Annotated in this window: 13 protein-coding genes and 1 pseudogene; 3 read left to right on the top strand and 11 right to left on the bottom strand. The window is 61.9% G+C overall.

The annotated features are described in order from the left end of the window. The 9 genes and pseudogenes from EBQ26_RS11090 to EBQ26_RS12750 all read right to left on the bottom strand — a co-directional run. Nucleotides 1-84 (bottom strand): annotated as a pseudogene (locus EBQ26_RS11090) (DUF1153 domain-containing protein); the annotation flags it as partial. Nucleotides 85-123: 39 nt separating this feature from the next. Next, the gene (locus tag EBQ26_RS11085; RefSeq protein ID WP_238944329.1) at nt 124-570 is read right to left on the bottom strand and encodes an RHS repeat domain-containing protein; all 447 of its coding nucleotides are present in this window, start codon (nt 568-570) and stop codon (nt 124-126) included. A 228-nt stretch (nt 571-798) separates the two neighbouring features. Continuing rightward, nucleotides 799-1,335, bottom strand: coding sequence for a hypothetical protein (locus tag EBQ26_RS12760; RefSeq protein ID WP_147474055.1), 537 nt, complete (start codon nt 1,333-1,335; stop codon nt 799-801). A gap of 458 nt (nt 1,336-1,793) precedes the next feature. After that, nucleotides 1,794-2,009 carry an RHS repeat-associated core domain-containing protein gene (locus tag EBQ26_RS13200; protein WP_390614196.1) on the bottom strand — a complete coding sequence of 72 codons (216 nt, stop codon included), beginning with the start codon at nt 2,007-2,009 and terminating at the stop codon, nt 1,794-1,796. Between the two features lie 8 nt (nt 2,010-2,017). Next, on the bottom strand, nt 2,018-2,722 hold the full coding sequence (locus tag EBQ26_RS12755) for a hypothetical protein (protein WP_147474054.1): 705 nt from the start codon (nt 2,720-2,722) through the stop codon (nt 2,018-2,020). A 340-nt stretch (nt 2,723-3,062) separates the two neighbouring features. Next, complete coding sequence (locus tag EBQ26_RS11070; protein WP_122239139.1) at nt 3,063-3,275, bottom strand: RHS repeat-associated core domain-containing protein; 213 nt, start codon at nt 3,273-3,275, stop codon at nt 3,063-3,065. A 26-nt stretch (nt 3,276-3,301) separates the two neighbouring features. Then, nucleotides 3,302-3,547 (bottom strand): hypothetical protein, encoded by a 246-nt coding sequence (locus tag EBQ26_RS11065; RefSeq protein WP_122239137.1) that lies wholly within the window; start codon nt 3,545-3,547, stop codon nt 3,302-3,304. Nucleotide 3,548: 1 nt separating this feature from the next. Next, entirely contained in the window at nt 3,549-11,444 is a 7,896-nt protein-coding gene (locus tag EBQ26_RS11060; RefSeq protein WP_122239135.1) for an RHS repeat-associated core domain-containing protein, read from the bottom strand. A gap of 30 nt (nt 11,445-11,474) precedes the next feature. Further along, nucleotides 11,475-11,855 (bottom strand): hypothetical protein, encoded by a 381-nt coding sequence (locus EBQ26_RS12750; protein ID WP_147474053.1) that lies wholly within the window; start codon nt 11,853-11,855, stop codon nt 11,475-11,477. Between EBQ26_RS12750 and ileS the strand changes: the two genes are divergently transcribed. Further along, nucleotides 11,854-14,730 (top strand): isoleucine--tRNA ligase, encoded by a 2,877-nt coding sequence (gene ileS / locus EBQ26_RS11055; RefSeq protein WP_122239153.1) that lies wholly within the window; start codon nt 11,854-11,856, stop codon nt 14,728-14,730. The two genes, EBQ26_RS12750 and ileS, sit on opposite strands and share 2 nt — an antisense overlap. A gap of 485 nt (nt 14,731-15,215) precedes the next feature. Continuing rightward, nucleotides 15,216-17,183, top strand: a complete 1,968-nt coding sequence (locus tag EBQ26_RS11045; protein ID WP_122239131.1) for a DEAD/DEAH box helicase — start codon at nt 15,216-15,218, stop codon at nt 17,181-17,183. Between the two features lie 203 nt (nt 17,184-17,386). Here EBQ26_RS11045 and EBQ26_RS11040 read toward each other — a convergent pair whose 3' ends face one another. Beyond that, nucleotides 17,387-17,773: a group III truncated hemoglobin gene (locus EBQ26_RS11040; RefSeq protein ID WP_122239129.1), complete on the bottom strand. Its 387-nt coding sequence runs from the start codon at nt 17,771-17,773 to the stop codon at nt 17,387-17,389. Next, a complete protein-coding gene (locus EBQ26_RS11035; RefSeq protein ID WP_390614195.1) occupies nt 17,763-19,142 on the bottom strand; it encodes an amidase in 1,380 nt (459 codons plus the stop codon). Before EBQ26_RS11035 ends, EBQ26_RS11040 begins: the two co-directional genes overlap by 11 nt. 191 nt (nt 19,143-19,333) lie before the next feature. On the opposite strand from EBQ26_RS11035, the gene rpsB reads away from it, so the two are divergent. Beyond that, nucleotides 19,334-20,083, top strand: coding sequence for a 30S ribosomal protein S2 (gene rpsB / locus EBQ26_RS11030; protein ID WP_122239125.1), 750 nt, complete (start codon nt 19,334-19,336; stop codon nt 20,081-20,083). Nucleotides 20,084-20,090 lie beyond the last annotated feature (7 nt).

Below are 20,090 nucleotides of genomic sequence, written 5' to 3'. Positions count from 1 at the left end.
CTTGCCTTGGATGATGTCCAGGACCAGGGCCGTTTTACGCTTGGCCGTCCAGCGCTTGATGTCGTCTTCCATCAGGGTGCTCATCGTCGTTTCCTTCAACGTTAACTCCTGAGCAGGTTTTCACTAGGTCAATACACCGCCCGCAAACCCAAAGGGCTGGAAGCCCGGCTGGCTGTCGTGGGTGACGCGGCCCCAGGCGTCGTAGTCGAGGCGCTGGCCGATCTGGCCCGTTTCGGCATCGATGACCAGGCGGATGCTGCCCAGATGATCGGCGATCAGACGCCAGGTTTTGCCTTCCCTGAGCATCAGGGTGGGGGCGTTGCCCTGGCCGGCGTAGATGAACAGGCTGCGCAGCTGGCCTTGGGCGTCCAGTTCGGCCAGGGGGCGCAGGTCGTCCAGGTAGATCAGGCGGTATTGCACCTGCCCGTCCTTGCGCTTGCCGATACGGCGACCCAAAGGATCGATCTCGTAATCGATGCGCTGGCCGCCAGGCAACAACACCTGGCGCAGGTTGCCCTGGGCATCGTATTGGTAGCGGGTCTGGCCCTGCGGGGACGTTCTGGTCAGCAAATCGCCAGCAGGGGTGTAGGTGTACTGGTTGTCTTTCCAGGCCAGCAGCCGGTCTTGCGCGTCGTAGCTGGCGATGGGCTGGCTGTTTTCGTGGGTGCGGTTGCCGTTGCGTCATAGGCCCACTCTGCTCTTTTCTAAGCCCTTTAATTTTGAGGCTCACGAGACAGGTTGGCCTTGTACCCAAATCCAGTACTGCTTGTCGACAAAGTCCATAACAACCTCTAGAAACTACATTTGATTATCGTATGGCTGAAATTTTTTAATTATGGCGGCGCTGCTTTCATTGGATTTTTCATTTTCATAAAAAATAATAACCCCATCTTTTAATTCAATCCTTCTTTTTGTTGTTTTGTCTGAAAATAAATATGAATTCCAGCAGAAAATTAAAGAAAAATAAACCGTCAGGGATAGACTTGATATTATGTGATTTTCTATTTTCGGATCTTTTCTTACTATTGCCCCATTTGTTTTTTTGAAATTTGATTTCTCTCCAAGTATGGAATTAATTATTTCTACCTCGTCCTCTATTATTGGAGTGTAATTGTCTATACAGAATACAAAAAAATCGTGAGGATTAAGCCATTTTGAAATTTCGCGACATAATGCATAAAGATTGATGGCGTTTAGATTCGGGTAGTAGGAGGATGATTTTTCATCATGCTTTTGTTTTGATGGTTTTATTACTCCGTTTTTCAGGATTGTAAAGCCCGAAGAAGATAGAAAATCTATGACTTCGCAGTCGTAATACATAAGGACTTGATTCATCTGAAAATTCCTTTCATGGAATTCAATCCAAGGTGTGCTTGTTCGGGAGTTATAGGGTTTCCTTCTCTATTAAAACGGATCCATCCCTTTTTCCCGTGAGTATTGACTTTCCAGTAACCTTCACTGCCAGGAGGACCACCTTCTCCGAAGCGAGGAACCCACTGACATTGAGAACGCCCGCCACCGGGCTCTTTGGGTCCAAGGAAGTTCCCCTTTCTATTAGTTGGATTAGGTTCCCACGGCCCCCCCGGGAACAACATCATTTGGATCAGGGATTTCATTTGCGTCTTCGTTAAAAGTGCAAGACCCGACTAATACACAAGCTATAAATCTACTGATGTGGGAAGCTGACACCCGAGCGGCACCTACTCTAATGACGCTCCCTGCGGCAATACCTCCGACAACTCTGATCCCTATCGCAATGGCGGGTGCGATGAGGCCATTGGGGTCTTTGAGGTTCACCGGATCCTGCAACACATAGCCATAGAGGTTGGTGTCTCCGCATTGAACAGAATGGGATCCTTGGCCGTCCATCTGCCCGTCTCGGCATCGTAGTCTCTTGCCCCAAAGCGGGTCAGGCCGGTGTCTGGATCGTACAGGCCACCGGCAAACCCAAAGGGCTGGAAGCCCGGCTGGCTGTCGTGGGTGATCTGGCCCCAAGCGTTGTAGTTGATGTGTTGGCCTATTTCCCTGTATCAGCATTTATGCGTGGGCGAGTCTGATTTTCACGATTGTCGCCATTTATTTTATTGTGATTAATTGCTGCTATACAACCCTCTCCATCGTAAACGCCAAAAAACAAAATTGCTTCTATATTTTCAATAAGATGTGATATAAAATCATTTGCTACTTCTTGGTTTTTTATAATAATTTCTTTATTTAATAAAAATCCTTGAAATGTGTAGCAAGCGGAGCCATTTAGCTTAGATGGGACTTTCCATGCAAGAAATTCGTCTATGGTGGCGTAGCAGTAGAAATCTTCGTCTTGCAATAAAATTTTTTCCTTAAAATTATGATCATGCCATACTCCATTTTGAAAATTCAGAGCACTGCGCTGCATAGTCCAATCTTCGCAAAGTAAAATATTTTTTGACTTTCCTTTTGATTTTAAAAAATTAATCATTCTCCATTCTGATTCATAGGAGAAGTCGCCAAATGAATGCTTGAAGCTATAAATTGATAATATTGGGGTTTTATTGGGTAAGAATGTGATAAATGAAAAATTATTTTTTGTTAGTTTACGGGATAATTTTCTTGATACTCCAAGAGAAGGGCCGTTGATTAATTTATCAAGTGCCCATTTATGGGTTTTCTGGAAATCGAGTTCAACCATTTCATATGGGAAATGATTTGTAGTATCCATTTTTTTTTGAAAAAATTCTGTCATGATTTAGAGTCTCACTTCGGTTCTATTTTTCCGTCAGGAAATATCCGCCAACGTCGATTACCCAACTTGTCGTTCCAATCTACATGAGGCCCTATTGGCGGTGGGTGATCGTTATCGGCATGGTAGCTATGTCTTTTATCGGGAGATATCCACGCTCCTCTTTCTCCACCCGGCTCATCTGGTCCAGACCAAGTCCAATCGGGAGCGGGGCAGGTATCGCCCTTCCAATCTTCAGGAATAGGAACTGGGGGAGTAGGTTCAGATGAATTGGATTCATCCTTTTCATTGAAAGTACATACACCAGCAAGCACACACGCGGCTACGCCGCCGACCACCGGGCCTAGTGCTTGGCCGTCCATCTGCCCGTTTCTGCGTCGTAGTCTCTTGCGCCAAAGCGGGTCAGGCCGGTGTCTGGATCGTACAGGCCGCCCGCAAGCCCAAAGGGCTGGAAGCCCGGCTGGCTGTCGTGGGTGACGCGGCCCCAGGCGTCGTAGTCGATGCGTTGGCCGATCTGGCCCGATTCGTACCGGTGCTGACACGAATGATGGATCATCGCGCTGGGTTGGGAATGGGCAGGTTTTACTGATTTTTATTCGGATTTTTATTTTTGATTATTTTTAGCGCGGATCGAATGAATATAAAAAATCCAATTATTATTATAAATAATGATAATGGAGCAAGCATGGAGGCAATGGTTTCGTAACGTGTCTTAATGGCTTCATTTATATTGGGGCTGGCGGTGATTAGCCAGGCGTAAAAGTAGGCTATATAAAAACCAAATAATCCAACAATAATAATAATAAGGGAGGTAAAAATCTTTTTCATACTACCTCCTGCACGAATCAATCACGCTGTAGGCGAAAGATTGGCATTGATTGAGAGGCGTCCACCTACCTGTAGGCTGGCCTGTTGAAATTTTTCTCTCTACGCAATCTATGTCGATGGTGGGTGACGTCGGTATGCACGAGGCATCGTCAGATTCAGATTGTCCAGAGTGATCCTTCACCACCGTCTGACTGTATGGTTTGTCTGAGCACTGTTGGCCTGGGATTTCACATTCGCCTCCCATGCCTGCCTCTAGGTTTGGGGTTTTTATCCATGCGTGATATGGAATAAATTTTCTAATAAATCCTAAACCATCGATATCCACAGGTCTGAAGCAAATCATCACAGGAGTCGGCTCTCTCCATTCCGAATAAGGAATTAAGCGTGGTCCTCTCCAACCGCTATTCGCCAATCCACTCGGATCCACAAAATTCACCGGATCCTGCAAAACATACCCATAGAGGTTGGAATCCCCACCATCGAACAGAATGGGATCCTTGGCCGTCCATCTGCCCGTTTCTGCGTCGTAGTCTCTTGCCCCAAAGCGGGTCAGGCCGGTGTCTGGGTCGTACAGGCCGCCCGCAAACCCAAAGGGCTGGAAGCCCGGCTGGCTGTCGTGGGTGACGCGGCCCCAGGCGTCGTAGTCGATGCGCTGGCCGATCTGGCCCGTCTCGGCGTCGATGACCAGGCGGATGCTGCCCAGATGATCGGCGATCAGACGCCAGGTTTTGCCTTCCCTGAGCATCAGGGTGGGGGCGTTGCCCTGGCCGGCGTAGATGAACAGGCTGCGCAGCTGGCCTTGGGCGTCCAGTTCGGCCAGGGGGCGCAGGTCGTCCAGGTAGATCAGGCGGTATTGCTGCTGCCCGTTCTTGCGCTTGCCGATGCGGCGGTTCAGGGGGTCGATGTCGTAGTCGATGCGCTGGCCGCCGGGCAGCAGCACTTGGCGCAGGTTGCCCAGGGCGTCGTAGTCGTAGCGGGTCTGGCCTGCGGCGCTGGTTTTGGCTTGCAGGTCGCCCGCTGGGCTGTAGCTGTAGTGTTGGTCTTTCCAGGTCAGCAGCCGGTCTTGCGCGTCGTAGCTGGCTATGGGTTGGCCGTTTTTATGGGTGCGGTTGCCATTGGCGTCGTAGGCCCACTCCGTGCGCTGGCCGTCTACGGTATGCGTCAGCAGGCGACCGCTGCTGTCGTATTCGTAGTGGTGCTGGCGCTGCTGGTCAAGCAGGCGCTCATGCAAGCTGCTGATGCGGCCCAGGGCGTCGCGCTGGTATTGGTATTCGGCAGGGATGCCCCAGTGCAACTGGTTGGCCTGCAACTGCTGGAGCAGTTGCTGCAAAGCCTGGTAATGGGCCTCAATGGCGGGGCTGTTGTAGCTGGTGGCGTCGGTGAGCAGACCGGCGGCATCGTTGCTGTAGCTCAGGCTGGCCACGCCCGCAGCGCCGCCTGCGGTGGCTTGTTGCAAGCGGGTCAGCTCGCTGGCGAGTTGTTCGCCCCAGCCGTAGGGTGAGAGCGGGGCTTGGGCGAGGTAGTGCAGATGCTCGATGTGGCGCTTGACGACATCCAGGCAGTAGTCGGGCTCGCGGTATTGGGCGGGGCCGTATTGGGCGATCAGTTCCTGGCGCTCGACCTCGTCCATGTCGCTGCGGTCGTATTGCCAGTGCCAGTCGATGATTTCCGAGCTGCCGGGCAGCAGGCCATGAACCTGCCAGCCGCGCAGGCGGCAGGTGTTCATCTGCCGTATGCGCTCGTCCAGCGCGCCTTGCAGCGCGCCCAGCCCGGCCAGCAGGGCCTGGCGGGTGGCTTCGGCCTGGGGCTGGGCGGTATTGGCGCTGGCGATGTGCCGGGTGTGCAGGCTCTCGCCCAGACCGTTGTATTGGTGGGTGATGCTGCCCCAGGGGCCATGCAGGCTTACGGGCTGGCCGTGCGCGCCGTAGTGCAGCCAGGTTTGGTCGATGCGCTGCAAGCGCCCTGATGGACTGTAGTGCAGCGGCAGTTGGATGTGCTCGGCGCCCGCAAGCAGGCCGATTTCGGTGGGGCGGCCGCGGCTGTCGGTGGGGGTGTCGAGCCGGGCCTGGATGGCGCCTTCCCAGTGCTCGCTGGTGATCAGGCCATTGCTGCGCTCGTAGGTGATGCGCTGGGTGGCGTTGCCGGTGCTGGCGAGCTGGCCCAGGGCGTTGTAGCTCAGGGTGGTGGTATCGGCATCGGTGGTGATGCGGTTGGGGCGCGCGGCGCTGTCGTAGCTCAGGCGGATGTCCTGCCCACCGGGGCGACGCACGCTGGTGAGCTTGCGCTCGGCATCGTATTGCCAGTGGGTGGTGGTAGCGCTGCCTGGAGCGTCGTAGCGGCCCACTTGCTGGGCGCTGTTGTGGTGGAACTGGTGGTGGTTGCCCGCCGGGGTGTGCAGGCCCCGCAGGTTGCTGGCGGCGTCCCAGTCGTAGCGGATGCTGCGGCCATCGGGCAGGGTGGTTTGCGCGGGTCGGCCGGCCGGGTCGTAGCGGTAATGGGTGGACTGGCCCAGGGCGTTGGTGAAACGGGCGATTTGGCCTGCGCCGGGCTGGCCCGGCGGGTGATAGGCGATGTGACTGCGGCGCTCGGGCACGTCTGGGGCGGAGAGGCGGACGTCCTCCAGTTGACCACGGCTGTCGTAGCCCAGCGTGGCATACGCGCCGCTGGCGGTGTGCCAGTGCAATGGTTGCATTTGGGCGTTGACGGCGATGTCGGTGTTGTGGCCGTCGGCATCGGTGTGGCGCAGTTGCATGTCGGCATGGCTGAACTGGCTGCGCCAGGTGGCGTCGTTGGATGTGCTGGCGCTGTTCCAACTGGTGTAGTGCTGTCCGTTCCAGTGGCCTGAGCGATTGGTGTTGCTGTACAGGTGAAGGGAGTCGTTGTGAAGGTCGATGTTCTCTGTGGCCGCGATGCTGCCAAAAACGCGGTCCGGAATGCGCTGGCGCTGGATGCTTGTGCCATCGGGGTGCTCTTGTGTGGATTGGCCCCATACGGTGTCGATGACGGTGCTGGAGCGCAGACCATCAAAGCCGATGCGGATTTGCTCGGTGATAGGGCCTTTCGCCAGTTGGCGCACGCTTTTGCTGCGGCCCATGGCGGTGGTGGCGGTGATGGTGTTGTCCTCGGCGCGGCTGAGTTGCCAGCCGCTGCCATCGGGGGCGGTGTTGCGCAGCAGCTTGCCTTGCGCGTCGTAGCTGAAGCGATCTATGCCGCCGCGCGGGTCGTGGTATTCGGTGAGCAGGCCGCGCTCGTCGTACCGCATGCGGTGGGTGATGCCGCCGGGCAGGGTGACACGGGCCAGGCGGCCTTGAGCGTCGTAATCCAGCGTGCTGACCTGGCCATCACGCCCCACTACGCGCACCAGTCGTGCGTTTTGGCGTTGCAGTTGCACGGTGTTGCCAAAGGCGTCGCTGACGCTGTTGAGGTAGCCGCCCTGGTAGCTGTAGCGGGCCAGCGTGGCGCCGGTCAAGGCGTGTCTGGTGGCGCTGGGCAGGCCGTTGCCGAAGAATTCGTCGTAGCTCAGTCCGTCGGGGCGGCCGACCCGGTAAGCGGCCTGGCTGGAGCCGAGCTGGGGCAAGCCGGCAGAGGTGCGCAGCAGTCGGGTGTTGGAGAGGCTGAGCAGGCCGGCATCGGGGGCGTAGCCCAGCAGGGTGTCGTGGCGCAGTTCATTTTGCTGCGCATGGACAAGCAACTGCCGTCTGCCGGAGGCTTTGACTCGCCAGACTTGGCTGCCCATGGGCACGAGCACCTCATCGCCTGGACCAGCCACAGCGCCGGGGAAATGGAGTGCATCGCCCACATGGCGCAGGCTTGCGGCATCAAGCCGGTACAGTTGGCCGGTGTTGGTGGCAATCCAGGCTTGGCCCTGGCGGCCTGCAACGACGTTCGTGGCCAGGCCGGCTCCTTCCGGCAGATCAATGCGGTGCAGCAGGCCGCCGGGCGTCAGTTGCAGCAGCTGGCCCTGCTTGTCCACGGCCAGCAGGTTCATGTCGGGCAGGGCCGCCAGCGACTGGGCGTCAAAGCCCCTGGCCGTGGCGACTACGGGCTGATCCCAGGGCGAGTTGACCGGGGTGGGTTGGCCATTGCCAGCCACGGTGTGCACCAGGCCATTGGGGCCGATGCGGCGCAGGCGGTGGTTGCCCGCATCCATGACGTAGATGCTGCCGTCCGCCCCTTGCGCCAGCACGCGGGGGCGGTCAAAACGGGCGGCGCTGGCCGGGCCGCCGTCGCCGGCAAAGCCGGCCTCGGCCTGGCCGGCGTACACGGTGGGCGCAGCCGTGCCCTGGGTGTCGGCGTAGCGTTGCAACTGGTGGCCCTGGCTGGCCAGCAGCGCGCCATCGCTGAGCAGGCGGGCATTGCCGCTGGCGATGTGCGCATTGGGCACGGTTTGCGTGCTCGGCGGCAGGCGCCGCCCTTTGCGCAGGCTGCCCGATTCGTAGAGGATTTGCGCCTCGGGGTCGTACAGGCGCAGGCCGCGCAGGGCCCAGCCGCCGGCGTGGGCCTGGGCAAGGTCCGGATTGGCTGTGGGCACTTTGATCCAGCGTGGCGCTGAGTCGAGGTGAAGCTTAATGGTCGGGCTGGCAGCACTCCTGTCACCTGCAAAAGAGAGCCTGGATTCCCCGCCTGCTGCGAGCTGGATAGATTCGAAAGCGCGGGTGAAGTCGGCCCTGACGCTGTAATACACCCCGGCATAGCCATAGGCGACGCTGCTGTGCAGCTGTGCAAAGGCGGTGCGGACGGGTCGACCATAGATGTCGGTGCCATTCCATTGCTGTTCCACGAATTGCGTTGCAGCGACCCATTGCGCAGGATCCCAGCTTTGCAGCAGGCGATGGCCCGCGATTTGGTGCTGCACCTCGGCATAGCGAAAATTGGCATGCAGGGAGGCTTCTGGTGATTTAAGCCTCTTGCGCAGCGGTACGGTGGGATGGGGCGCCGTTGGATCGGTCAGGGGGCGGTCGCTACGGTAATACAGCTCAAAGGGGGTGCCGGGCAGGGCGATGCCCTGGCCCACGGCGCGCTGCTTGACGTAGATGTCGCAGCCGCATTCCACGTCTTCGTGCTCTTCGTCCTGTTCCTCGTTGTCCGGGTCGCCGGGGTCGGGCGGAGAGCTTCCGGGGCCAGAAGGATCATTGGGATCTGGCGGATCGTCATCGGGCGGCGGTGAGGCGTCCTTGGGCGGCCCCCAGGGCCAGTTGCAATCCCAAGGGGTGAAGTGCGCCATCGGGGTGCGCCAGAGCTGCTCGCCCACCGGGTACATCTGCGCCAGGGCTTGCAGCTCGTCCTCGCCAATGCCCAGTTGCGCCAGCTCGGCGGCTGTGGCCGGGCGCTGGGCCTGGCTGACGCGTAACTGGGCGCGGCCGTTCTCGATGCCCAGGATTTCGATCACGCGCCCGTTGTCCGCGCCAATCCAGGCCGTGCGCTCAAAGTCGTACCAGCCCGCAGGCACGGCCGTGCCCACGGGCGCGCCGATGAAGTTGCTGGTGTAGGCGTACACGGGGCGGTCAAAGCGCAGGTGGCGCGCGCCCAGGGCGCGGGCTTCGTCGGCAGAAAAGTCGGCAGCCCAGGTGTAGCCCACCGACAGCGGCAGCGCGCCGGGCATGGTTTGCGGGCCTTGCTCGCCCAAGGTGTATTCGGTCACGCGCACCGTCAGGCGTTGCAAGGGCCGCAGGCTGCCATCGGGCAGCTCGGCGCTGGCCTGCACGCCTGCGGGGAAGACGACGGCGGTGCGCCGCGCCCCGCGTTCGTCCTGATTCAGCCCGCCCCAGTAGATTTGCAGTTCGTTGCGTTGCAGGTCGATCTGGCTGTATTGGCCGTCCAGAGCGATGAGCGTCACGTCATCGGCATAGGCCCAGTTGCGTCGGGGCGTTTGCACCTTGCGCTGGGCGCTGAGGTAGCCGGTCTTCTCGTAGTGCAGCGTGAGCCAGCCGCCGCCGTTGACGGCCAGGTCGAACCAGCCGTCGGCGCGGGTGTGGGTGTGGCCGAATTCCGGGCGGCCCTGCACTTGCACGCGCACGCCCGCCAGCGGCGCGCCATCGCGGCCCTTGACCTGGCCGCGCAGCACGGCCGCGTGCAGCGGATCCATGGGGGCGCTCACGCCTTGCTGAATGGGGTCGGCGCCGGTGTAGAGAAAGCGCGTGCTATCGGCAAACGGGGTGAAGACGTGCTCTGGCAGGGGCGTGGCGCGCTGTTTGGGGTCGGCGGGCAGGCGGGTTTCGTCGCTCACGCCCAGTACAAAGCTTTGCTGCTGCACCTGGCCTTGCGCATCCCGCACTTGCAAGGTGATGGTGTGCAGGCCCGCCTGTGGCGGCGTCCAGTGCAGGGTTTGATCGGGCGCGCTGCCGCTGATGTGCAGGCCCGCCGGGCTGTGCGCGGCCACGATGTGCACGGGCAGGCTTTGGCCCTCGCGATCCGCCGCGCTGACCTGATACTGCCAAGGCTGGCCGACGCGCGCTGCCAGTTGCGGATGGCTGAGAAAGCGCGGCAACGCGCTGGCTTGCTCGAAGACGGAAAGATCGCGTTGACCAGGGCCGGTGGGGGGAGTGGGGGTGATGGGCGGCGCGGGCGGCGTCGGTGCAGGCGGCGTCGGTGTGAGCGATTCGGCGGTCACGGTATAGACGCCGTCGATGAGTGTGCCGCCGTTGGCCTGCTCATCGGTGCGCACGCGCGCGGGGCGTTGGCCTGGCTGGCCGCTCAGGGTGCAGCTTTGCTTGAAGCCGCTGCCATCGGGCTGCACGTCGGTGGGGGCTGTGCAGCGGGTTTCGGGGATTTGCAGGGTGGCCGTGGCGGGCAGATCGCGGCCTTTGACGGTAAAGACGGTGGCATGCCCGAGCGCGACGCGCCAGGGCATGATGCTGTCGAGTTTGGGGATGGGGGTGGGTTGGGGCGGCTGCGGTTCAGGGTTGGGGGCCGGGCTGGTGACTTGAATGGTTTTGCGGTCGATGGCCTGGCCGCCTTCTGCGATTTGCACGGTGATGGTGCGTTTGCCTGCATCGCCGCCCAAGGTGCAGTTTTGGGTGAAGCCGCTGCCGTTGCATTGCACTTGCGCGGGGGCGTCGCATTGGGCGTCGCCGATGTTCAGGCGTGCGGTGCTGGGCAGGTGTTGGCCCCGGATGGTGAAGCGGGTGGCTTGGCCGATTGGGGCTTGGCCGGGAGTGAGGCTGAGCCAGCGAGGTTTGGGCTGGGGCTGGCTGCGCAGGGGGTCGCTGGCGGCGGCGACGTGGTCGCGCACGAATTGGCGTGCTTGCTCGGGCGTGGGTGCGCTGGCGGCGGTGATGCTGCGCATCCATTGGCGCACGGTTTCTTCGTCTTTTTGCACATAGGTGACTTGCTGGTCTTTGCCGTCCAGGTCGGTATCGACGGTGCGGGTGAAGAAGTCGGCGGCGGCCAGTTTGTGCTCGATGGCGCGTTTGTCGTCGTTTTGCGCGCCTTGCAGGATGCGGTAGGCCAGGTCGGCGGCGCTGTAGCGCCCGTCACGGTAGCCGTCGATGTAGTGTTGTTTGCCGGGGGCGTCGGGGGCTTTGCCAAAGAGGGCCTGGTAAATCTTGTCGATGGCATCGCCGATGGTTTCTGGCGTGATGTCGCCGTAGAGGCGCTTGGCTTCTGCGGAGTGGCCGAAGTCGGCCAGGATGGTGGTGATGTCGCCTCCTGCTTTTTCTGCCCAGTAGCGCAGCCCGGCGGGGTCGCCGGGGCGCAGGTAGAAGGCGAGGTAGACGGCCTGGATGTCCTGCCAGCCGCTGGGCAGGGGCTGGGCGACGCAGGTGGCGACGCTGATGGGCGATGCGGCAGGCGCAGCGGGTTGGGTGGCGGTGCTGGCGACCTGGGCAGCAAGAACCAGCGCCAGACTCAGGGCAGCAGCGCTCAAGGAGCGGTGGCGTAATGGAGGGGGGATGGGCATGAGGCTCCTCCTTGATTGGTTTTGAGTCGCTCAGGGCTGATCAGCGCAGGCAGGCAACGGGCACAAAAAAACCGGCGACGCGAACAGGCGGGGCCGGGTGAGCGATGAGAGAAGCCAGAACAGGCGAAAACTTTTCGCCTGCAAGGGAGCGTTCATGAATGGCATGGCATCGACTCTCATGAGGAGGAGTGTAACAACTCGTATGTCGATGTAAATGCTGCAAAGCCGTTTTTGCGTCGTTTGGGGATCAGGAAAAACCCTGTTGGCAATTTCTGCGCCTTGCCGTCCATCCCAAACCGCTTCTTGCCCACTCGCGCCGAGACTTTGAACACGCTCTAAAATCGCCCCCTTTTTGTTTTTGTCGCCCCTCACTGCCCAGCCTGCCTTGCGGCGCGGGCTTTTTTTGACCATGTCCGATCACAGCACCCCGGCCTCCACCCCTGTTGACTACCGCAGCAAGCTCAACCTGCCCGATACCCCTTTCCCCATGCGCGGCGATTTGCCCAAGCGCGAGCCGCAATGGGTGCAGCAGTGGGAAGAAGGCGGCCTCTACCAGAAGCTGCGCGCGGCGCGCAAGGGGCGGCCGCTGTTCGTGCTGCACGACGGGCCGCCGTATGCCAACGGGCAGATTCACATCGGCCACGCGGTCAACAAAATCCTCAAGGACATGATCGTCAAATCGCGCCAGCTCGAAGGCTTTGACGCGGCCTACGTGCCCGGCTGGGATTGCCACGGCCTGCCGATCGAGAACGCAATTGAAAAGCTGCACGGGCGCAACCTCAGCCGCGACGACATGCAGGCCAAGGCGCGCGCTTTTGCGCAGGAGCAAATCGCCCAGCAAATGGCCGATTTCAAGCGCCTGGGCGTGCTGGGCGACTGGGAGCAGCCCTACAAAACCATGAACTACGCCAACGAGGCGGGCGAGCTGCGCGTGCTGAAAAAGGTGATGGAGCGCGGCTTTCTCTACCGCGGCCTCAAGCCCGTGTACTGGTGCTTTGATTGCCAATCCTCGCTGGCCGAGTTCGAGATCGAATACGCCGACAAGAAATCCGACACGCTGGACGTGGCCTTCAAGGCCCACGACCGCGCCCGCCTGGCCGCGGCCTTTGGCCTGCCGGCCCTGCCCGATGCGGCCAAGGATGCGTTTGCCGTGATCTGGACCACCACGGCCTGGACGATCCCGGCCAACCAGGCGCTCAACCTCCACCCCGAGATCGAGTACGCGCTGGTCGATACCGCCCGGGGCTATCTGATCCTGGCGCGCGTGCTGGTAGAGAAGTGCCTGGAGCGCTTTGGCCTGACGGGCGAAGTCATCGCCACCGCGCAAGGCAAAGCCCTGGCCGATCTGCCCTTCGAGCACCCGCTTTACGACGCCGATGCGGGCTACCGCCGCCTCTCGCCCGTGATCCTGGCCGATTACGCCACTGCCGAGGACGGCACCGGCATCGTGCACTCCGCGCCCGCCTATGGCGTGGACGACTTTTATTCCTGCCTGGGCTACGGCCTCAAGCACAACGAAATCCTCACCCCCGTGCAAGCGGGCGGCGTGTACGCGCAGGACTTCCCGCTCTTTGGCGGCCTGCACATCTGGAAGGCCGTGCCCGTCATCCTCGATGCGCTCAAGCTCGCCGGGCGCCTGCTGGCCACGCAGCCCATCACGCACAGCTACCCGCATTGCTGGCGCCACAAATCGCCGGTGATCTACCGCGCCACGGCGCAATGGTTTGTGCGCATGGACGAAGGCCAGGGCCTGTTTGCCCAGGAGCAGCCGCCCATGACGCTGCGCCAGACGGCGCTGGCTGCCATCGAGCAAACCAGCTTTTACCCCGCCAACGGCAAGGCGCGATTGCACGACATGATCGCCAACCGGCCCGATTGGGGCATTTCGCGCCAGCGCAACTGGGGTGTGCCGCTGCCCTTCTTCCTGCACAAGGAGACCGAGGAGCTGCACCCGCGCACCATGGAAATCTTCGACCAGGCCATTGCCATCGTCGAGCAAGGCGGCATCGAGGCCTGGAGCCGCGCCAGCGCCGAGGACATCCTCGGCCCTGAGGACGCGCCGCATTACAACAAGCTCAACGACGTGCTGGATGTGTGGTTCGACTCCGGCTCCACCTTCTCGCACGTGCTGCACGGCACGCACGCCGCCGTGGGCCACCACAGCGGTCAAGAGGCCGACCTGTACCTGGAAGGGCACGACCAGCACCGCGGCTGGTTCCACTCCTCGCTGTTGCTGTCCTCGGCGCTCAATGGCCGCGCACCCTACAAGGGCCTGCTCACCCACGGCTTCACCGTCGATGGCCAGGGCAAGAAGATGAGCAAATCCCTGGGCAACACCGTCGCGCCGCAGCAGGTCAGCAACAAGCTGGGCGCGGAAATCATCCGCCTGTGGGTGGCCTCGACCGACTACTCGGGCGATTTGGCCATCGACGAGAAAATCCTTGCCCGCGTCGTCGATGCCTACCGCCGCATCCGCAACACGCTGCGCTTTTTGCTCGCCAACACCAGCGATTTCGACCCCGCGCGCGACGCCGTGCCGCTGGAGCAAATGCTGGAGATCGACCAATACGCCTTGGCGCGCGCCGCCGCCTTGCAGCGCGAGATCCTGGCGCATTACCACGTCTATGAATTTCACCCCGTGGTGGCGAAATTGCAGGTCTATTGCTCCGAGGAGCTGGGCGCGTTTTATCTGGACGTGCTCAAGGATCGGCTCTACGTCACCCAGGAGAAAAGCCTGGCGCGGCGCAGCGCGCAAACCGCGCTGTGGCACATCACCCACGCCATGCTGCGCTGGATGGCGCCCTTCCTCTCCTTCACCGCCGAGGAGGCCTGGCCCATCTTCGCCCCCGGCCAGAGCGAGAGCATCTTCATCGAGACTTTCTACGACATCCCCGTCACCGCCAGCGCCGACCAGTTGCTCGCCAAGTGGGGCCGCATCCGCGCCATCCGCGACGTGGCCAACAAGGAGATCGAAACCGTGCGCGCCAGCGGCCAGCTCGGCGCATCGCTGCAAGCGGCCATCACCATCAGCGCCGCGCCAGGGGATTACGAGCTGCTCGCCAGCCTGGGGCAGGATTTGAAATACGTGTTCATCACCTCCGCCGCGCAACTGCAAGTCGGCCCCGAAGGGGAGCCGACCGTGCAAGTGGCGCTGGCCCCAGGCCGCAAATGCGCCATGACTTGGCACTACAGCGAGGACGTGGGCAGCCACCCCGAGTACCCCGAGCTGTCCGCGCGCGCCATCAGCAACCTGTTTGGCGCCGGAGAAGTGCGCAGCATTGCCTGATTGGTAAATCAAAAGGAAATAAAACATGCCTATTTCGGCAAGATGGGTATAAAGTGATATTTCCTTTGATTTGTAAATAGAAATCAGCGTAAAAAACGCTTGCCGCACAGGGCGGAAATCACGACAATCCGCCCCTTGGCCTGAAGCAAGCCTTACCCTGTGCGACTGCGCAGACAAGGCAGGCCACGCCCCTTTCTCCAGCATCACAACAGCCTGCCTTGCAGGCGCCGGCTGGCAGGGGCTGATGCACATCTTTCTATCTCGCTGGGTGATGGCGGGTGGCAGCAAGCCCATGCAGCAACCGCTGCTCGGCGCGCCGCCCCCGGACAAGGACCGCCCCCTGGCATGCCACGCCCCCGCCGCAGGCGGGAATCACGCGCCGCGCATGCCCGCTTCTGTTGGATGGATGATGTTTTTCTTTCCATCCACGTTTGGCCCAGCCGGCTCCTGCCCGGCGGGCTGCGGGACTTTTCTTTTTCTCACCCATGACTGATTTTTCTCGCCCAGCCCCCGTTGCGGGCGCTCTGGTTGCGCCTGTGCTGGATGCCGCTTTCGCCACCCCAGCTTCTGCCGATACCCCCGTTGCCGATGCTTCGGCCTTCGCCGCCCTGGGCCTGGCCCCTGCGTTGGTGCAAGCCGTGGCCGAGCTGGGCTACACCCAGCCCACCGTGGTGCAAGCCCAAGCCATCCCCTTTGCCATGCAAGGCGCTGGGCCAAACGCCGATGCCCAAGGGCAGGGCTATTGCGATTTGATGGTTTCCAGCCAAACCGGCAGCGGCAAAACGGCAGCCTTTTTGCTGCCCGTGCTGCACAGCCTGATTGCCGCGCACGAAGCGCGCAAGGCCGCCGAGCAAGCCGCCTTCGAGCAGCGCGTGGCCGAGGCCCTGGCCCAAGGCCAGCCTGCGCCCAAAAAGCCCAAGCGCAAAAACCCGCTCAACCGCCGCTTTGAGCCCGCCACGCCCGGCGCGCTGGTGCTGTGCCCCACGCGTGAGCTGGCCGCCCAGGTCGCGCGCGATGCCATCGATTTGCTCCAGCACTGCCGCGGCGTGCGCGTGGCCAGCGTCATCGGCGGCTTGCCCTATCCCAAACAAGTCGCCCAGTTGCAAAACGCGGCGCTCGTAGTCGCCACGCCTGGGCGCTTGCTGGATTTGCAGCGCAGCGGCCAGCTCGTGCTTGATCAAGTGCAATGCCTGGTGGTTGATGAGGCCGATCGCATGCTGGATCTGGGCTTTGCCGAAGACCTCGAAGCCATCCACCACCTCACCGCCGCGCGCCGCCAGACCATGATGTTCAGCGCCACCTTTGCGCCGCGCATCCAGCAACTGGGCATGCGCGTGATGCACGAAGGCGGCGCGCACGTGCAGCGCATCGAAGTCGCCTCCGCCCAGCAAAAACACGCCGACATCACGCAAAAACTGTTCTGGGCCGACAGCAGCGAACACAAGCGCGAACTGCTCGACGCCTGGCTGCGCGATGCCAGCATCGAGCAAGCCATCGTTTTTGCCAGCACCCAAATCGAATGCGACGCCTTGGCCGAAGACTTGCAGCAAGCCGGTTTCAGTGCCGTCGCCTTGCACGGGGCCATGCCGCAAGGGCTGCGCAACCGCCGCCTGGCCGCGCTGCGGGATGGGCGCGTGCACATCCTGGTCGCTACCGACGTGGCCGCGCGCGGCATCGACGTGCCCAGCATCAGCCACGTCTTCAACTACGGCCTGCCGATGAAAAGCGAGGACTACACCCACCGCATCGGCCGCACCGGCCGCGCGGGCCGCCACGGCCTGGCCATCAGCTTTGCCGAATTCCGCGACCGCCGCCGCATTTACGACATCGAGCAATTCACCCGCCAGCCGTTTGAAATCGACAGCCTGCCCGGCCTGGAGCCGCGCCAGCGCTTTGCGCCTTGGCGTCCGGCCCCGGCAGGCCAAGGGCGGGGCGGACGCAGCCAAGGCCGCCCATCGGCCCGAGGCGATGGCCGCAACAGCCACCGCCCCTACCGCGAGTACCGCGAGCGCAACGCCGAAGGTGGCCACGGCCGCGCGCGTTTCGATGACCGCAGTGGCGAGCGCTTTGGCGGCTACGGCGACAGCAGCAGCCGCTTCGACGCCCGCCCGCAGGGCCGTGGGGGCAAGCGTTTCGATGCCGGGCAAGCGTTTGACAAGGCCGACAAGCGCTTCGACGCCCGTCCCGGCAAAGGCCGGGCAGCAGGGCGCTTTGAGGACTGGCGGGAAGGCGGAGCCGAGAGCCGTTTTGACCAACGCCGCACCGAGGCGCGAGGCCCAGGCCGTTGGGAGGGCGATGAGCACCGCCTCCAGCGCCGCCGCGAACACCCCGAGCGCGCAGCGGCGCGCCCGCGTGAGCAGGGCTACGGCCGTAGCCAGGAGCGCGCCGCCGCCCGCTTTGCCGCCTTCGATGCGCCGCGTAAAAACCAGGGCAAGGCCCGTCGCAAAGGCTGATGCGGCCCTGATTCGGGCCTGATGCGGTCTATTGGCGCGCGCATCCCCCGCGTGCCCCGTTATTTGTCATGGCCCCAGGATGCAAGGCGCATTCCGGGGCCTTTTTGTCGTGAGAATTACCAATCAAAGGAAATTAAATTGCGCTATTTCGGTATGATAGTCAATATGATGTTTTTCCTTTGATTGATATTTTTGGGATAGCTTCAAACCGCCTCGGGATGCACGCGCTGGTAGCCGCTCCACAGCCGGTTGGCCACGCGGTGGGCGATTTCCGTGGCCTTGGCGTGCAGGCGTGGGTTGCCGGTTTCCAGGCAGGTTTGCTCGAACAAGGCCAGCCAGTGGCGAAAGAGGGCGGAGGACAAATCGGGCAAGGCGATGTGGCGCGACATGGGCGAGCCTTCAAAGCGTGTGGTGCCGCGCAGCAGGCCGGACCAGAAATCGATCAGCTTTTCCAGATGCTGGGGCCAGTCGTCGATGTGGGCCTCGAACACCGGCCCCAGTTGCGCGTCGGCGCGCACATGCGCGTAAAACTGCACAACCAGTTGCCTGACTTCGGCCTCGGTGCAGATGGTGTCGTGCTCACGGCTCATGGGATTCTCCCGACCATTGGTGCGCCAAGGCCGCTTCGGCCAGCAGCGCGATGTTGAGGATGGCGTCGTCATGGCCTGCGCCGTGCCACAGCATCAGCCCGACGGGCAGCTCTTGCGGCGCATGGCAGGGGATGCTGATGGCGCAGCCATCGAGCATGTTGATGGCGCTGGTGTTGCGCAATACCTGTGCGTTGGCCTGGAAGAAAGCCCCGTCGCGCGCAGCGCCGGGCGCAACCTGGGCATGCAGCGGCGCGGTGATGGCCACGGTGGGGCTGAGCACGGCGTCGAATCCGCCCAACGCCTGCGCCATTTGGGCTTGCCAGGCGCGCCGCAGAGCGTGCAGGCGCAGATAGTCGGCCGCAGACATGGCCGCGCCCGCTTCGATGCGCTGGCGCACGCGCGGGTCGTACATCAGGGCTTTCTGGGCCAACAGCGGCTGGTGCCAGGCGTAGCTTTCCGCTGCGGCAAAACTGCCCAGGCGCGCCATTTCTGCCAGGCGGTCCAGGGGCGGGCAATCCAGCACGGTGATGCGCGCACCGGCTTGACGCAAAACGTCCAGGCTGCGCGTGAAGGCCGTTTGCGTGGTCGCATCCAGCCCTTCGCAAAAGTAATTGCGCACCACCGCCAGGCGCCAGGCGGACAGCGGCGCCGGGCTGCGCGTGACGGTGCGCGCCGCCAGCGCCTCATGCGCACGGATGGCGCTGCGCACATCGCGCGTGATGGCGCAAGCCGTGTCCAGCGTGGGCGAGAGCGGGAGCGCTCCATCCAGCGGCACCAAGGCTTGCGTGCTTTTAAAGCCCACCAGGCCATTGAAGGCGGCCGGAATGCGAATGGAGCCGCCGGTATCCGAACCCAGTCCGATATCGGCCGCGCCAATCGCCACCGAAAGGGCCGCCCCGGAGGAGGATCCGCCGCTGACATGTTCGGCCTCCAGCGCGCGAAACAGCGCGCCGCGCGGGGCATGGCAGGCATCAACGGCCCATAGGGGCGGGAAATGCGGGTTGCAGCCCATGCCCGAGAAGGCAAATTCCACCATGTGGGTGCGCCCAACGAGGTGCGCCCCGGCATCCAGCAAGCGCTGCACCGCGCCCGCATGCTGCGTGGCAACAGGCGCATCGGCCAGCGCCAGCGAGCCAGCGGCGGTGACTTGGCCTTGTACGTCAAACAAATCCTTGACCGAAACCAGCCAGTCTTGCAGCGGTTGGGCGGCCGCTGGCACGTGGGCGGGGCTGGCAGGGACGGGCGCGTCGGCAGCCACGCTGCGAAACGCCGTCTGGCCAATGGGGCTGTGGGCTGCCGCCAGCGCTTGGCGCCAGCGCCCGTGGGCGGCCTCGGCCGCATGCGCCGGGGAGGGGGTGTGAGCAGGCATCATGGGGCGAGTATGCTAGAATCCGCGGGTTTTGCCGCCGATAGCCCGGATTTTGGGCGCTCGCCGCGCAAAACAAATAGCAGACGGGTTCATCCCTGGGTGCTGTGCTTCATTTTCGGCTGTGCTTCGGTTGCGAAAATGAGTCGAGTGCAGTGGCGGCCCGTCTTGGAAATCAACCTTTGGAGTTATTTATGTCCGTCACCATGCGTGAAATGCTGGAAGCCGGTGTGCACTTTGGCCACCAAACGCGCTTCTGGAACCCCAAGATGGCCCCTTACATCTTCGGTCATCGCAACAAAATCCACATCATCAACCTGGAAGCCACGCTGCCCAAGTTCCAGGAGGCGCAAAAGTTTGTGCGTCAATTGGCGGCCAATCGCGGCACCATTTTGTTCGTCGGTACCAAGCGCCAATCGCGCGAATTCGTGGCCCAGGAGGCCAAGCGCGCTGGCATGCCTTACGTCGATCAGCGCTGGCTGGGCGGCATGCTCACCAACTTCAAGACGGTGCGCACCTCCATCAAGCGCCTCAAGGACATGAAGGCCCAGCAAGAAGCTGGCCTGGAGGCCATGAGCAAGAAAGAGCAGTTGATGTTCACGCGCGAGATCGAAAAACTCGAGCGCGACATTGGCGGCATTCAGGATATGGGCGCTTTGCCCGACGCGATTTTCGTGATCGATGTGGGCTACCACAAGATCGCCGTGTCTGAAGCGCACAAGCTCGGCATTCCTTTGGTCGGTGTGGTCGATACCAACCACAACCCCGAAGGCATCGATTACGTGATTCCTGGCAACGACGACTCGGCCAAGGCCGTGGCTTTGTATGCGCGCGGCATTGCCGACGCCATCATCGAAGGCCGCAACAACGCCGTGGAAGAAGTCGCCAAGCTGGCTGCCGGCGAAGAAGAATTCGTGGAAGTGCAAGAAGAAGCTGCCGAATAAGCGTCCC

It is taken from the genome of Allofranklinella schreckenbergeri (assembly GCF_003703475.1).
Taxonomy (GTDB): Bacteria; Pseudomonadota; Gammaproteobacteria; order Burkholderiales; family Burkholderiaceae_C; genus Lampropedia; species Lampropedia schreckenbergeri.
This window is presented reverse-complemented; position numbering and strand designations above follow the sequence as displayed.

Excerpts from the sequence above, each read along its gene's own strand:
- EBQ26_RS11070 (WP_122239139.1), bottom strand. The coding sequence starts at position 3,275 with ATGATCCATCATTCGTGTCAGCACCGGTACGAATCGGGCCAGATCGGC.
- EBQ26_RS12750 (WP_147474053.1), bottom strand. The coding sequence starts at position 11,855 with ATGGTCAAAAAAAGCCCGCGCCGCAAGGCAGGCTGGGCAGTGAGGGGC.
- EBQ26_RS11045 (WP_122239131.1), top strand. The coding sequence starts at position 15,216 with ATGACTGATTTTTCTCGCCCAGCCCCCGTTGCGGGCGCTCTGGTTGCG.
- EBQ26_RS12760 (WP_147474055.1), bottom strand. The coding sequence starts at position 1,335 with ATGAATCAAGTCCTTATGTATTACGACTGCGAAGTCATAGATTTTCTA.
- rpsB (WP_122239125.1), top strand. The coding sequence starts at position 19,334 with ATGTCCGTCACCATGCGTGAAATGCTGGAAGCCGGTGTGCACTTTGGC.
- EBQ26_RS11065 (WP_122239137.1), bottom strand. The coding sequence starts at position 3,547 with ATGAAAAAGATTTTTACCTCCCTTATTATTATTATTGTTGGATTATTT.
- ileS (WP_122239153.1), top strand. The coding sequence starts at position 11,854 with ATGTCCGATCACAGCACCCCGGCCTCCACCCCTGTTGACTACCGCAGC.
- EBQ26_RS11035 (WP_390614195.1), bottom strand. The coding sequence starts at position 19,142 with ATGCCTGCTCACACCCCCTCCCCGGCGCATGCGGCCGAGGCCGCCCAC.
- EBQ26_RS11060 (WP_122239135.1), bottom strand. The coding sequence starts at position 11,444 with ATGCCCATCCCCCCTCCATTACGCCACCGCTCCTTGAGCGCTGCTGCC.
- EBQ26_RS11040 (WP_122239129.1), bottom strand. The coding sequence starts at position 17,773 with ATGAGCCGTGAGCACGACACCATCTGCACCGAGGCCGAAGTCAGGCAA.
- EBQ26_RS12755 (WP_147474054.1), bottom strand. The coding sequence starts at position 2,722 with ATGACAGAATTTTTTCAAAAAAAAATGGATACTACAAATCATTTCCCA.